The sequence below is a fragment of the Thalassospira sp. NFXS8 genome (genome assembly GCF_040148805.1).
In the GTDB taxonomy this organism is placed as follows: Bacteria; Pseudomonadota; Alphaproteobacteria; order Rhodospirillales; family Thalassospiraceae; genus Thalassospira.
In genome coordinates this window covers 1,121,771-1,135,824 of record NZ_JAGEMF010000002.1, presented here as the reverse complement: position 1 = coordinate 1,135,824, position 14,054 = coordinate 1,121,771, and the positions used below count along the sequence as shown (strand labels likewise).

The following is a 14,054-nucleotide window of genomic DNA, read 5'->3' as shown; positions in this document are numbered from 1 at the left end:
CCGTAGACATCCGCCAATTTGCCTGTCGGGACATATGTAAATCATTCTTTTCGCATAAAATGCTGATGCCGGATTGGTATTTGCGCATTTATGCGGGGTGCTACATGTGTCTGCATGGCTGCCATGATGGCAGTTTGGGCTGTTTTTATCGGCTTGCCGGTAATTTTATATATTATAAAGACTCCGTGTCTCACCGTGGATAGATCGAAAGGACATTCGCCAATGTCAGCGCCCACGCACACCCCGCCCCCTGGTGCCACTGCCGTTCTGGTTCTTGCCGATGGTTCAGTTTTCTGGGGACGCGGTATTGGCGCCCGAGGCGAGGTGGTTGGTGAAGTATGCTTCAACACCTCGATCACCGGTTATCAGGAAATCATGACTGACCCGTCTTATGCCGGGCAAATGATTACTTTCACCTTCCCCCATATCGGCAATGTCGGCGTCAATGACGAAGACATCGAAAACACCAGCCCCGTTGCCCTTGGCTGCATCTTGCGCCAGGACATAACCGAGCCGTCAAATTACCGGTCCACGGGCCATTATGGCGACTGGCTGGCCAAACATGGCCGCGTGGGTATTGCCGGGGTTGATACCCGCCGCCTGACCAAACGCATTCGCGATGAAGGGGCGCCGAACGGGGTAATTTGCCATAACCCTGACGGAACCTTCGATATTGATGCCCTGATTGCCAAGGCCAACGCATGGCCCGGCCTTGAAGGCATGGACCTAGCAAAAGAACTTAGCTGCACCGAAGGCTATGAATGGGATGAAACCCTGTGGTCGATCAAGGGTGGATACGGCAAGCTGGGTAATGCCAAACACCATGTTGTCGCGATTGATTACGGCATCAAACGTAACATTCTGCGCAATCTGGCTTCGCTGGAATGCAAGGTATCGGTGGTACCGGCAAACACATCGGCCGAAGAAATTCTGGCGATGGCACCCGATGGTATTTTCCTGTCCAACGGCCCTGGCGACCCGGCTGCAACCGGCGAATATGCCGTGCCCACCATTAAAAAGCTGATCGATACCGGCAAGCCTGTTTTTGGCATTTGCCTGGGTCATCAGATGATGGCACTGGCACTGGGGGCGAAAACCCGCAAAATGGAAGTCGGCCATCGCGGGGCCAACCACCCGGTCAAGGATGTGACAACCGGTGTTGTTGAAATCACCAGCCAAAACCATGGCTTTGTGGTCGACAAGGATACCCTGCCTGAAAATGTTGAAGCGACCCATTTCTCGTTGTTTGACGGATCGCTGGCAGGTCTGCGCGCCAAGGACAAACCGGCCTTTGCGGTGCAATATCACCCCGAAGCATCGCCCGGCCCGCATGACAGCCATTATTTGTTCAAACGTTTCGTTACTTTGATCGAAGACGCGAAATCCTGATCATTGCTGGCAACAGCGACCCTTCATGATGCTGGCGGCACCCCGAACGTGCCGCCGCCACGCCAAAAGCGGAAAAAGACATGCCGAAACGTACAGACATCAAATCGATCCTTATCATAGGTGCCGGCCCGATTGTCATTGGTCAGGCTTGCGAATTTGACTATTCCGGCGCCCAGGCCTGCAAGGCTTTGAAGGAAGAGGGTTACCGCGTTATTCTGGTCAATTCGAACCCGGCCACGATCATGACGGACCCGGACCTGGCCGATGCCACCTATATCGAGCCGATCACCCCGGAAATGGTCGCCAAGATCATTGAAAAAGAACGCCCCGACGTGCTGTTGCCGACCATGGGCGGGCAAACGGCGCTGAACACCGCGTTGTCCCTGTCGGATGATGGCACGCTGGAAAAATACGGCGTTGAAATGATCGGCGCGAAAAAAGACGTGATCCGCAAAGCTGAAGACCGGCTTTTGTTTCGCGACGCCATGGACAAGATCGGCCTGGAAAGTGCCCGTTCGGCAATGGTGCGCACCTATGAAGAAGCGCTTGAAGCGGTTAGCCATACCGGCCTTCCCGCCATTATTCGCCCCAGCTATACCCTGGGCGGCGAAGGCGGCGGCATTGCCTATAACCGCGAAGAATTTGAACAGATTGTTCGCAACGGCCTGGCGATTTCACCCAGCCACGAAGTGCTGATTGAAGAAAGCATTCTGGGTTGGAAAGAATATGAAATGGAAGTTGTTCGCGACCATGCGGATAACTGCATTATCATTTGTGCGATTGAAAACGTCGATCCGATGGGCATTCATACCGGCGATTCCATTACCGTCGCCCCGGCCCTGACCCTGACAGACAAGGAATACCAGATCATGCGCGACGCATCGCTTGCGGTGCTGCGCGAAATTGGTGTTGATACCGGCGGGTCGAACGTGCAGTTCGCGGTTAACCCCGATGATGGCCGCCTGATTGTTATTGAAATGAACCCGCGTGTGTCGCGGTCCTCGGCACTGGCATCAAAGGCAACCGGTTTCCCGATTGCCAAAATTGCCGCCAAACTCGCCGTTGGCTATACGCTTGACGAGCTTGATAACGACATTACCGGTGTTACCCCGGCCTCGTTCGAGCCGACCATCGATTACGTCGTAACCAAGATCCCGCGCTTTACCTTTGAAAAATTCCCCGGCGCACAGGCCCTTTTGGGCACCGCGATGAAATCGGTTGGCGAAGCCATGTCGATTGGCGGTTCCTTTGCCGAAAGCCTGCAAAAAGGCCTGCGGTCGATGGAAACCGGCCTGACCGGCCTCAATGAAGTTAAAATCGAAGGCGCACCGGACAAAGCTGCGATCCGCGCAAAGCTGACCCAGCCTGTGCCGTTCCGCATTCTTTATGCCGCACAGGCCTTTCGTCATGGCCTGACGCTGGAAGAAATCCAGTCGGCAACCAAATTTGACCCGTGGTATCTGCGCCAGCTGGAAATGCTGGTAGACGAAGAAGAAAAAATTCGTGCAAACGGCATCCCGCGCGACAAACACGCATTGCTGCGCCTTAAAAAACTTGGCTTTTCCGATGCCCGCATGGCCGAACTGGCCGGTATGGAAGAAGAAGAGGTTCGCGCCATTCGCCATGGCCTGAATTTACGTCCGGTTTACAAGCGCATTGATACCTGTGCTGCCGAATTCCCGTCACGCACGTCATATATGTATTCGATGTATGAAGGGGATGGCTTCTTTGATGCGGAAAACGAAGCCGAAGTGACCGACCGTAAAAAGGTCATCATTCTTGGTGGTGGCCCGAACCGGATCGGCCAGGGTATCGAGTTTGATTATTGCTGCGTTCACGCCGCCTATGCCCTGCGCGAAGTTGGCATCGAAGCGATCATGGTTAACTGTAACCCCGAAACGGTTTCAACCGACTATGACACCTCCGACCGCCTGTATTTCGAACCGTTAACCGCCGAAGACGTGATCGAGCTGTGCCAGCTTGAACAAAGCAAAGGCGAGCTGATGGGTGTGATTGTGCAGTATGGCGGGCAAACCCCGCTGAAACTCTCGGCTGCGCTTGAAACAGCAGGCATCCCGATTTTGGGCACCAGCCCCGATAGCATCGACCTTGCCGAAGACCGTGACCGGTTCCAGGAACTGATCAACAAGCTGGGCTTAAAACAGCCTGCAAACGGCATTGCCCGGTCGGTTGACCAGGCCATCGCGATTGCCGAAAATATCGGTTATCCGGTTGTCATCCGCCCCAGCTATGTTTTGGGGGGCCGGGCAATGGAAATTGTGCATACCACCGAAGATTTGCTGCGTTACATGGCCGAAGCCGTGCAGGTTTCGGGCAAAAGCCCGGTTCTGATCGACAGCTTCCTTCAGGATGCCATCGAAATTGATGCCGATGCGGTTTCTGACGGCGAAAACGTTTTTGTCGCCGGGATCATGCAGCATATTGAAGAAGCCGGTATCCATTCAGGGGATTCGGCCTGTTCACTGCCGCCCTATTCGCTGGGGCAGGACATGATTGACCGGCTGAAAGCCCAGACGGTTCAACTGGCAAAGGCCCTGAACGTTGTGGGTCTGATGAATGTTCAGTATGCGATCAAGGGCGACGTGATTTACCTGATCGAGGTAAACCCGCGGGCCTCGCGTACCGTACCGTTTGTTGCCAAGGCCACTGGCAATCCGATTGCCAAAATCGGCGCGCGGATCATGGCGGGCGAAAAACTGGGGGATTTCAAACTTAACCCCGGCCCGTTCAAGCATATCGCGGTTAAAGAAGCGGTCCTGCCGTTTAACCGTTTCCCCGGCGTTGACACCCTGCTTGGGCCGGAAATGCGTTCAACCGGTGAAGTCATGGGGCTTGATACCGATTTTGGCCGTGCCTTTGCCAAGGCGCAGATGGCTGCGGGCCACGACCTGCCGCTGTCAGGTAAAATCTTTATCTCGGTCAAGAACCACGACAAACCCGCTGTAGTTGAGCTGGCACGCGAAGCCATTGCCCTGGGCTTTTCGATTGTGGCCACACGCGGCACCGCCGATACACTTGAAAAAGAAGGGCTGGACGTTACCCCGGTCAATAAGGTACAGGAAGGTCGTCCCCATATTGTGGATATGATGAAGAACGGCGATATCAACCTGGTGTTTAACACCACGGAAAGCAAACAGGCTGTGGTCGACAGTTTTTCGATCCGTCGCACAGCGCTGACCAATGATATCCCTTACTACACCACCATTGCCGGTGCCCGTGCAACCTTGCGGGCCATCGACAACCTGAAACGCGGAGCGCTTGCAGTGCAGCCCGTTCAGGCTTATCTTGGGGATGAATACTAAGGTTTACGGCAAAAACCGTAACCGGCAGTAAACGAGTTTAAACCGCCCGGCGGTCCAGGCCGGGCGGTTGATTTTGTAATGTCGACTTGTAACGAATAGGCTGTGAGCGCGATGGAAAAAGTACCAATGACCCCGCAAGGGCATCAGCGCCTCGAAGAAGAACTGAGACACCGTAAATCGGTTGAACGCCTTGAAATCATCAAGGCGATTGCCGAAGCACGCGAACATGGCGATTTGTCGGAAAATGCCGAATATCATGCGGCACGCGAACGCCAAAGCTTCTCCGAAGGGCGCATTGCCGAACTTGAAGATGTTCTGAGCCGCGCCGAAGTCATCGACGTGCCGTCGCTGGCCGGGTCGATTGTCAAATTCGGGGCGACTGTTCGCCTGGTTGATGAAGATACCGATGGTGAAACGACCTATCAGATTGTTGGCCCGATTGAGGCTGACATCAATAAAGGCCGTATTTCAACCACGTCACCAATTGGCCGTGCGCTGATTGGCAAGGCTGTTGGTGATTCAATCGAAGTCAGTGTTCCTGGCGGCACCAAATCTTACGAAATCCTTGCGGTCAATTTTGCCTGATCCGATTTCGTTATGATCAAAGCTGAATGGCCCGGTGTTTTGCATCGGGCCATTTTTCGTTTATAGGACCTGATAATTCCATGACTAAAATGTTTGATATCCGCCTGGCGACATTAACGGACTGTGCCAGTGTGGCCGACATGTCAAATAAGCTGCATGTCGAACTCGACTACGACAACCCGCCGCACAGCACCCACAGCATTGAACAAATGATGTTTGGCCCCCGCCCCCTGATCGAAAGCCTGATCGCATTTGACGGGGAACATCCGGTCGGACAAACCATTTTTCAACCGTTCTACAACCCGGACCATTCCCTGCCGGGTTTATGGATGACCGAGCTGTATGTTGTGCCAGACTTTCGATCTGCCAAAGTCGGCAAACAGCTTATGGCCGCGCTGGCGACACTGGCGCTGGAACGCGGTTATGTTTCGATCTGGTGGAGTGTTTTGCTTGGCAACGAGGCCGCTTGCCGGTTTTATCAGCGCCTTGGTGCGCGTAATTCCGGCGCCGTGCAATATGAAATCGATGGCGAGGTTCTGACCGCGCTGGCCCATGGCACCGACCTTGAAACATCGTCAGATCTGGTATCTTAAAACAACAGCAGACAAAACAAACCCCGTCAGTTCATTTCCTGACGGGGTACACACGGGGCAATGTCTGTTCAAAACACCCCTTATTGGTCTTCGACGTCCACATCAATCGGCACGCCGGGCTGGCTTTTGGCGGTACGAATCGATAAGGCTGATTTCACGTGGTTTACATTTTCAGCCACAGTCAGTTCGGTCGTCAAAAATTTCTGATATTCATCCCAGCTGTGCGAAACGATTTTCAACAGAAAATCCATATCACCCGCCACCATGTGGCATTCGCGCACTTCGGGCCAGTCAGTGGCGCGTTTTTCAAATGCGCGCAAATCATGCTCGGCCTGGCTGGAAAGACCAACCAAAGCAAACACCGTCACATTATAGCCCAGCGCCTGTGCATCGACATCGGCGTGGTAACCCTGGATGAACCCGGCTTCCTCAAGCGCACGCACGCGGCGCAAACAGGGAGGCGCCGAAATACCGGCACGGCGCGCCAGCTCAACATTGGTCATCCGGCCATCTTCCTGTAGATCGCGCAAAATTCTGCGGTCGATCCTGTCGAGTTTGACCCGTTGCATCTATTCCTCGATTCTGTGCGCTGATACCACCCCGAACGAAACAATATTACAGCGGGGCCAAAGGCTGGCAATAATATATTCGGGCAAATTTTGCAACTTTCCGCAAACGTAAAGCAGCTGTCACGCACGAAAATAATAACGTTTTGGTGGAAAAAAAACCTGCGGCACACTTTTGGGCTGAAGGCTCACTATGAATGCATGTCTGCCATTCTCGTTATTGTACTGAAAAATGGTCAACTGGCGTGTTCCGCCTGTTGCACAACTCCGCCTTCATCCATATGTTCGTTCCCCAATCCCGATTATTGTTTCACAACATCTGGCAATGGCGAATCTCATATGGCCCAGGAACACCACGTTAACGTCCTTATCATCGGGTCTGGCCCGGCTGGCTATACCGCTGCAATTTATGCTGCACGCGCCAATCTTGCGCCCATGATGGTGATGGGCCTGCAACCCGGCGGTCAGCTTACCATTACCACCGATGTTGAAAACTACCCCGGCTTTGCCGACGTCATTCAGGGCCCGTGGCTGATGGACCAGATGAAAGCCCAGGCTGAACATGTTGGCACAACGATGGTCCACGACCTGATCACCGACGTTGATTTTTCCAAGCGTCCCTTTGTCTGCAAGGGCGATTCCGGTGCCACCTATATCGCCGATAGCGTTATCATATCGACCGGCGCACAGGCACGCTGGCTGGGCCTGCCCGGCGAGGAAAAATTCAACGGGCGCGGCGTTTCGGCCTGTGCCACCTGCGATGGTTTCTTTTATCGCAACAAACCGGTCACGGTGGTCGGGGGCGGTAACACTGCCGTCGAAGAAGCCCTGTATCTGGCCGGTATTTGCAGCAAGGTCACCCTGATCCATCGCCGCGGTGAATTGCGCGCCGAAAAAATGCTGCAGGACCGCCTGTTCAAACACGAAAAGATCGAAGTGGTCTGGGACAGCGTGATCGAGGATATCCTCGGCGGTGACGGCCCGATGGATGGGGTTGAAGCCGTCAAGGTTCGCAATGTCAAATCGGGCGAAACCCTTGATATCCCGTGTGACGGTTTCTTTGTTGCCATTGGCCATGACCCGGCAACCAAGGTGTTCCAGGGCCAAATCGATATGGATGACGAAAACTATGTGCTGGTTCAGCCCGGCACCACGCGCACCAATATTGCCGGTGTCTATGCCGCAGGCGATGTGACCGACAAAATTTACCGTCAGGCGGTAACGGCGGCGGGCATGGGCTGCATGGCCGCCCTTGAAGCAGAAAAATTTCTGGCCGAACAAGGCGAATAATCGTCCCCTGTTGTGGACAGGATCACAACAGGCGCACTTTAATTAAAAGGCCAAGGACGGGAAACTGTCTTTGGCCTTTTTGCGTTGCAATGCGCTAACGCCCCGAAAACCGGCAAAAACGGCATGATTACATGCAATTTGGCGATAAATATCACGGTATTTTCATCAATGCGGGCCGTGATAAAATGCTGCAAACGTGAATGCTTGCTTGCACTCCCTACACAAGCCCTCATATTACTTTGATGACGGCCTTGTAAAAGCAACAAATAGTTTCGGTTAACCAGCTGGAAACCAAATGCTTTTAAAAACGGAATGCAATCAGGGGACCATCGTGCCGACCAAACGATGGTGACAAAGGAGCAGGTCAATGGATTGGGACAAGCTGCGTGTCTTTCACGCTGTGGCCGAGGCAGGAAGTTTTACACACGCAGGTGAAAACCTGAATCTAAGCCAGTCTGCGGTTAGCAGGCAAATCAGCGCACTTGAAGAAAGTGTGAAGGTGCCGCTATTTCACCGCCATGCGCGCGGTCTTATTTTAACCGAACAGGGTGAATTGCTGTATCGCACGGCACATGATGTGTTTGCGAAACTGTCAATGGCCGAAGCGCGGATTCGCGAATCGAAAGAACGTCCGTCTGGCCCCCTTAAAATTACCACGACCGTTGCCTTCGGGTCGATCTGGCTAACACCACGGATCAATGAATTTCTGGAGCGTTACCCGGAAATTGAATTGTCGATGGTTTTGAATGATGAAGAACTCGACCTTGCCATGCGCGAGGCCGATGTTGCCATTCGTATGCAGCCGCCCCGCCAGGCCGATCTGGTTCAGCGCCAGTTGATGACATTGCGCTATCATATCTTTGCCTCGCCCGACTATATCAAGGCGCACGGCATGCCGAAAAAACCCGAAGACCTTAAAGATCATCGCCTGATCATCTATGGCGAAGACGCAAGGCCGCCGGTGTCGAACGTTAACTGGATGATGAACGCCGCGCTGCAATTCAAACCCGACATGCGGCCAATTCTGAAACTGAACAATATTTATGGCATCTACCGGGCCACCGAATCGGGCCTGGGGATTTCGGCCCTGCCAGATTATCTGGTACCGGCAGATAGCACACTGGTCCGAATCCTTCCCGAACTTGAAGGGCCAAGTTTTGATGCCTATTTCGTGTATCCCGAAGAATTGCGCCATAGCAAACGAATCGGTGTTTTCCGCGACTTCCTGATCGACAAAATCAGCGAAGTAAAGGCACGGCTGGCGGCCAACGCCTGAAGCAACGCGCCACAGGCGACATTTTGCACCAAACACCTTATGCCCCCGTCAAACCTGTTTGGCGGGGGTTGTTTTATAGCTGCAAAACAACACCGGGTTTATCTGCCAGGTTTTGACAAAAGCCGGATTATCGCATTTGCAATGCGAACACCCCGCCGCACTGCACACAACATCATCTCGCCGCGTCATAATAGCTTCATTTTACTGACACTTTTTTGCCATGCGCCCTACGCATGGTTGAATTGTATCTTTTCTATTTTTAAACGAAAAATCAGATGCCTATATTTGCATTTATGGTTGTTGTTAATCACAACACCGATGCTTTTTTTCATCTTTTTCGATCCCCGTTTCGGGGCGTCTGACCAAAACGTCATTTGGTCTGGAGTCCTAGTGATTCCGCGTCTCCCAGACGTAAAAGCCTCCCTGTTGAGACTCCCGGCAGCCCCCAAAGGCTGCCGTTTTTTTTGTTTCGGTAATGGACACAAATGCGTGATGCCACTGGAACTTTTGAAACATTGTCGGAAAGTCAGCACCCACCCCCATAAGTTTTATTTATTTTCAATGACTTGAACTATTTCGGGAACCTATACAAGAAATATGCGTTTTACGCATGGCAGAAAAAGCAATTTGACAGTGGTATTCGCCCGGTAAATCGCTATTTTCTCAATCGAACCGCAGCGGTGAACGCCGCACCGCGGTACAGAGTTTTCTCCCTGACCGTTTTTCGGTCTTAGCCGGGCGCCCTGCCCGGCTTACCCAGGGCCCCGAGAGGGGTCCTACGTCTCCCAGACGTGAAGCCTCCCTGATAAACTTGCCGGGCACATTTGTTGCCCGGCTTTTTTTTGTCCGGATTTTACTTACCTTCCTAATAGCCCTTTTATCCAGCGCTTCCCATGATCCGCCATGTTTTGCCACGCACCTTATGACACGCAAGCGTGACCGTCTGTGTAAATGTCTGACTTGGCAGGCGCAGCAAGACCGATCACTATGGCGTCGCACATGGACAGGGCACAATTATGAAGCATAACATTGGCGAATTCCTGTTTGGCAGAGCCCCGGAAAGCAGCTTGCCCGAACGGGTCAGCGACGCCATTACGCGCCAGCAACGCGATAGCGAACAGCTGATTGGCTGGGTACAGCTTTTACTGGTGACGATATTTGGTACACTTTATGCCGTCGCCCCGAAAACCGCCATGAGCGACGGTTTCCACCCTGTACCGTGGGCGTTGGCACTTTATTTCCTGTTTACGTTTACCCGCCTTGCCCTGTCTTACCGTATTTTGTTGCCTGCCCCGGTTTTAACCCTGTCGGTGGTTGCCGATATCAGTTTGCTGATGGTGCTGATCTGGAGCTTTCATATCCAGTATATGCAACCTGCCAGCTTTTATCTGAAGGCACCGACAATGATGTATGTGTTCATTTTCATTGCCTTGCGCACCCTGCGGTTTGACCCGCGCTATATTTTGCTGGCGGGCGCGACAGCCGCCATTGGCTGGCTGGTACTGGTTTTATATGTGCTGTGGAGCGAGGGCGGCCACAGCATGATTACCCGTAATTACGTCACCTATCTGACATCCAATTCAATTTTGATCGGGGCCGAGATCGACAAGATCATTTCAATTGTGATGGTTTCGGGGGTATTGGCGATCGCGGTTTTGCGGGCGCAACGGTCGTTTAAGCGCGCCGTAAGCGAAGAAATCGCCGCACAGGATCTATCACGGTTTGTATCGCGCGAGGTCGCAGACAGAATAACCCATTCCGAACATCAAATTCGCCCGGGCGACGGGGAAGCGGTAAATGCCACGGTCATGTTTACCGATATCGAAGGTTTTTCAACCGTATCAGAAACCCTGAGCCCAACCGAACTTGCCCATATGCTTAACGATTATTTCGGCGCCACCAGTGCCGTGATTGAAAAGTTTGGCGGGGTGATCACCCAGTTTCAGGGCGACGCCATGCTAATTACATTTAACGCGGTCAAACCCGATGCCAATCATGGACAAAACGCCATTAATACAGCCCTTGAAATTCAACGCCTGTGCGAAACCACAACCTTTTGCCATGGCGGCAAACTTAAAACCCGCTGCGGCATCAATACCGGCGACATTATTGTCGGCGCCATCGGATCGGAAAACAGGCTGACATTTACGGTTCACGGCGACACGGTAAATATTGCTGCCCGGCTGGAACCGCTAAACAAACAGTTTGGCACCTATATCCTTGCGACCGAAGCGACACTGGCCCATTGCGGCAATAGTGCATCAAGCAACACGCGCTGGAGCCAGCGCGGCGACGTTACGGTCAGGGGGCGCAGCCAGCCGACCCCGATTTTCAGCACCGATTACCGTGAATATGGGGGTGTTTTCGCCCCAAATCTGTCCGGCGTTACCACATCATAAATCCCTTAGCCCTGCATACCAGGTCACTTACCTGATGATACAACGGCCAACCGGCCCTACATCACCGTGCAAAATTTGAACAGGCACTGGCGATCTGGCATCTCAGCACCCCAATCCCTCCAATCCTTCCGCTCGTCTATCCTGTGTCAGGCTGAAACAATCCCGACATAGCAACAGGGGCGACGTCATCGCCCCATGCATGCTGTGGCGGTGTCGATTTTTTCCGGCATACCGTGATTTGCACCTGTGGGACACATAGCCCTGCACATTTGTATCAATGTCAGACTTGGCACGACGTACAAGACCAATCACTATGTGCCGATATTTCAGGTGGGATGGAATGGGATGGGAATATAATATGACGAACAACATCGCCGAATTTCTATTTGGCAAGACATCAAAAAACAGCCTGCCAGAACGGGTCAGCAATGCGATTGCCCGCCAGCAAAGCGATAGCGAACAGCTGATTGGCTGGGTGCAGCTTTTACTGGTAACGATATTTGGCACACTATATGTCGTGGCCCCCAAAACAAACCTGCATGACGGCATACAGCCCCTGCCCTGGGCCCTGGCGCTGTATTTCCTGTTTACCTTTATCCGCCTTGCCCTGTCTTATCGCGTTCGTCTGCCCGCCGCGGTACTGACCCTTTCGGTCATCGCGGATATTACCTTGCTGATGATATTGATCTGGAGTTCGCACATCCAGAATGATCAGCCTGCCAGCTTTTATCTGAAGGCACCGACGATAATGTATGTGTTCATCTTTATCGCGTTGCGCGCGCTGCGGTTTGATCCACGCTATATTTTGCTTGCAGGTGCGGGTGCCGCAACCGGCTGGCTGGTACTGGTTTTGTATGCCGTGCAAAGCAAGGGTGGCCAAAGCATGATCACCCGCGATTACGTCACCTATCTTACATCCAATTCGATTTTGATCGGGGCCGAGATCGACAAGATCATTTCCATTGTGATGGTTTCCGGGGTATTGGCGATCGCGGTTTTGCGCGCACAACGGTCGTTTAAACGCGCCGTCAGCGAGGAAATCGCCGCACAGGACCTGTCACGGTTTGTATCGCGCGAGGTTGCAGACAGAATAACCCTTTCCGAACATCAAATTCGCCCGGGCGATGGGGAAGCTGTAAATGCCACGGTCATGTTTACCGATATCGAAGGTTTTTCAACCGTATCCGAATCCCTGAACCCTGCCGAACTTGCCCATATGCTTAACGATTATTTCGGCGCCACCAGTGCCGTGATTGAAAAGTTTGGCGGTGTGATTACCCAGTTTCAGGGCGACGCCATGCTGATCACATTTAACGCGGTCAAACCCGATGCCGATCATGGGCAAAATGCTGTCAAAACAGCCCTTGAAATTCAACGCCTGTGCGAAACCACAACCTTTTGCCATGGCGGCAAACTTAAAACCCGCTGCGGCATTAATACCGGCGACATCAATGTCGGTGCCATCGGATCGGAAAACAGGCTGACATTCACGGTTCACGGCGACACAGTAAATATCGCCGCCCGGCTGGAACCCCTGAACAAGCAGTTTGGCACCTATATCCTTGTATCCGAGACGACAATGGCCTGCTGCCAAACAACACCCGATGCGCCTCGCTGGACCCCGCGTGGTGACGTAACGGTGCGGGGCCGCAGCCAGCCCACACCAATTTTTAGCACCGATTACCGCAGCCTTGATGTCGCATTTCAACCTGTCCCGTCGGGAATAACCACATCATAAACAAAGCGGGTTTCATCTGGTCCCTGTAACCCGGTTCCAGCACTGCCTGTTCCTGTACAAATCGCGATTTCGCCACAAAAGCACAAAAAAGAAAACGGGGTGGGTCGGGGGAACCCACCCCGTCAGGGGACAGATGGTCTTGGGGAGACCGGTCAGCACGCTTTACGATCTGCCAGAATGAAAACCGTTGGGGGAACGGCTGATTGGGCAGATGCCGATTGATGGTGAGGGAGGGGCACCACATCGGCCATGCGTTGCTGACAGGTATGAATATGCCGGCAAAATGGGGCGGGAAATTTATCGCCAAAAGGCCATTTCGCGTCATTTTCAGCCCAAAGCTGCCACATTCCAGACCATTGAAAAATATGTGATTTTGGCAAAGAAAACGGGGTGGGTCAGGGGAACCCACCCCGTTGGGGGACAGATGGTCTTGGGGAGACCAATACCAAACACGGAAATAACCGTGGGGGTGAATACCATCAGGGGGGTGGTATTCCGGTTCCGGTGGTTGGTGAGGGAGGGCACCGCACCGGTACATCGTGTTCGATAAAGATGAATATGCCCTGTGAATACGGCAGGAAAACCGGGCGCTTTGGGCCATTTCATGCCCTTTTGCGGCAACTTTGTGCCCCATTTGAAATTTGGCTTATCGCAATTATCCCCAAGGATATGTTTTCAGTTTAAATCTATCGTGAAACATTCCTGTTTGGCTGTCCCTGGCCGAGATGTCGGTATCCGGGCAAGTTGTGCATAGCACGACGCGACATAAAGGCGCACCAAACGCAAGGACTCCAGCATTCCCCCGCAACGTTATGCGCTTTGACCAAAACAGGCGCCCCTTGCCGATGCAAAATCATTTCAGCCCTGGAAAGCCGTCATCTCCCTTTTTCCGACG

9 protein-coding genes are annotated in these 14,054 nt (G+C 53.1%); 8 read left to right on the top strand and 1 reads right to left on the bottom strand.

Features of this window, described 5'->3' with window-relative positions; all coding sequences use genetic code 11:
- Positions 1 to 222 precede the first annotated feature (222 nt).
- The 4 genes from carA (at position 223) to J4E05_RS14280 (ending at position 5,890) form a co-directional block, all read left to right on the top strand.
- A complete protein-coding gene (gene carA, locus J4E05_RS14295) occupies positions 223 to 1,389 on the top strand; it encodes a glutamine-hydrolyzing carbamoyl-phosphate synthase small subunit (protein WP_085587992.1) in 1,167 nt (388 codons plus the stop codon).
- A gap of 80 nt (positions 1,390 to 1,469) precedes the next feature.
- On the top strand, positions 1,470 to 4,712 hold the full coding sequence (gene carB / locus J4E05_RS14290) for a carbamoyl-phosphate synthase large subunit (RefSeq protein ID WP_349596728.1): 3,243 nt from the start codon (positions 1,470 to 1,472) through the stop codon (positions 4,710 to 4,712).
- Positions 4,713 to 4,823: 111 nt separating this feature from the next.
- Positions 4,824 to 5,297: a transcription elongation factor GreA gene (gene greA / locus J4E05_RS14285; protein ID WP_085587996.1), complete on the top strand. Its 474-nt coding sequence runs from the start codon at positions 4,824 to 4,826 to the stop codon at positions 5,295 to 5,297.
- Positions 5,298 to 5,377: 80 nt separating this feature from the next.
- Positions 5,378 to 5,890, top strand: a complete 513-nt coding sequence (locus tag J4E05_RS14280; RefSeq protein WP_349596724.1) for a GNAT family N-acetyltransferase — start codon at positions 5,378 to 5,380, stop codon at positions 5,888 to 5,890.
- Positions 5,891 to 5,970: 80 nt separating this feature from the next.
- On the opposite strand, the gene J4E05_RS14275 is transcribed toward J4E05_RS14280, so the two are convergent.
- Entirely contained in the window at positions 5,971 to 6,459 is a 489-nt protein-coding gene (locus J4E05_RS14275; protein WP_085588002.1) for an Lrp/AsnC family transcriptional regulator, read from the bottom strand.
- A 336-nt stretch (positions 6,460 to 6,795) separates the two neighbouring features.
- Between J4E05_RS14275 and trxB the strand changes: the two genes are divergently transcribed.
- The 4 genes from trxB (at position 6,796) to J4E05_RS14255 (ending at position 13,159) form a co-directional block, all read left to right on the top strand.
- A complete protein-coding gene (gene trxB / locus J4E05_RS14270; protein WP_349596721.1) occupies positions 6,796 to 7,746 on the top strand; it encodes a thioredoxin-disulfide reductase in 951 nt (316 codons plus the stop codon).
- Between the two features lie 367 nt (positions 7,747 to 8,113).
- Positions 8,114 to 9,022 (top strand): LysR family transcriptional regulator, encoded by a 909-nt coding sequence (locus J4E05_RS14265; RefSeq protein ID WP_085588006.1) that lies wholly within the window; start codon positions 8,114 to 8,116, stop codon positions 9,020 to 9,022.
- Positions 9,023 to 10,038: 1,016 nt separating this feature from the next.
- Positions 10,039 to 11,421 (top strand): adenylate/guanylate cyclase domain-containing protein, encoded by a 1,383-nt coding sequence (locus J4E05_RS14260; protein WP_349596718.1) that lies wholly within the window; start codon positions 10,039 to 10,041, stop codon positions 11,419 to 11,421.
- 358 nt (positions 11,422 to 11,779) lie between these two features.
- A complete protein-coding gene (locus J4E05_RS14255) occupies positions 11,780 to 13,159 on the top strand; it encodes an adenylate/guanylate cyclase domain-containing protein (protein WP_349596715.1) in 1,380 nt (459 codons plus the stop codon).
- Positions 13,160 to 14,054 lie beyond the last annotated feature (895 nt).

Bases quoted from the DNA above. Each gene is read 5' to 3' on its own strand.
- J4E05_RS14260 (WP_349596718.1), top strand. From the start codon at position 10,039: ATGAAGCATAACATTGGCGAATTCCTGTTTGGCAGAGCCCCGGAAAGC.
- carB (WP_349596728.1), top strand. From the start codon at position 1,470: ATGCCGAAACGTACAGACATCAAATCGATCCTTATCATAGGTGCCGGC.
- J4E05_RS14265 (WP_085588006.1), top strand. From the start codon at position 8,114: ATGGATTGGGACAAGCTGCGTGTCTTTCACGCTGTGGCCGAGGCAGGA.
- trxB (WP_349596721.1), top strand. From the start codon at position 6,796: ATGGCCCAGGAACACCACGTTAACGTCCTTATCATCGGGTCTGGCCCG.
- carA (WP_085587992.1), top strand. From the start codon at position 223: ATGTCAGCGCCCACGCACACCCCGCCCCCTGGTGCCACTGCCGTTCTG.
- greA (WP_085587996.1), top strand. From the start codon at position 4,824: ATGGAAAAAGTACCAATGACCCCGCAAGGGCATCAGCGCCTCGAAGAA.
- J4E05_RS14275 (WP_085588002.1), bottom strand. From the start codon at position 6,459: ATGCAACGGGTCAAACTCGACAGGATCGACCGCAGAATTTTGCGCGAT.
- J4E05_RS14280 (WP_349596724.1), top strand. From the start codon at position 5,378: ATGACTAAAATGTTTGATATCCGCCTGGCGACATTAACGGACTGTGCC.
- J4E05_RS14255 (WP_349596715.1), top strand. From the start codon at position 11,780: ATGACGAACAACATCGCCGAATTTCTATTTGGCAAGACATCAAAAAAC.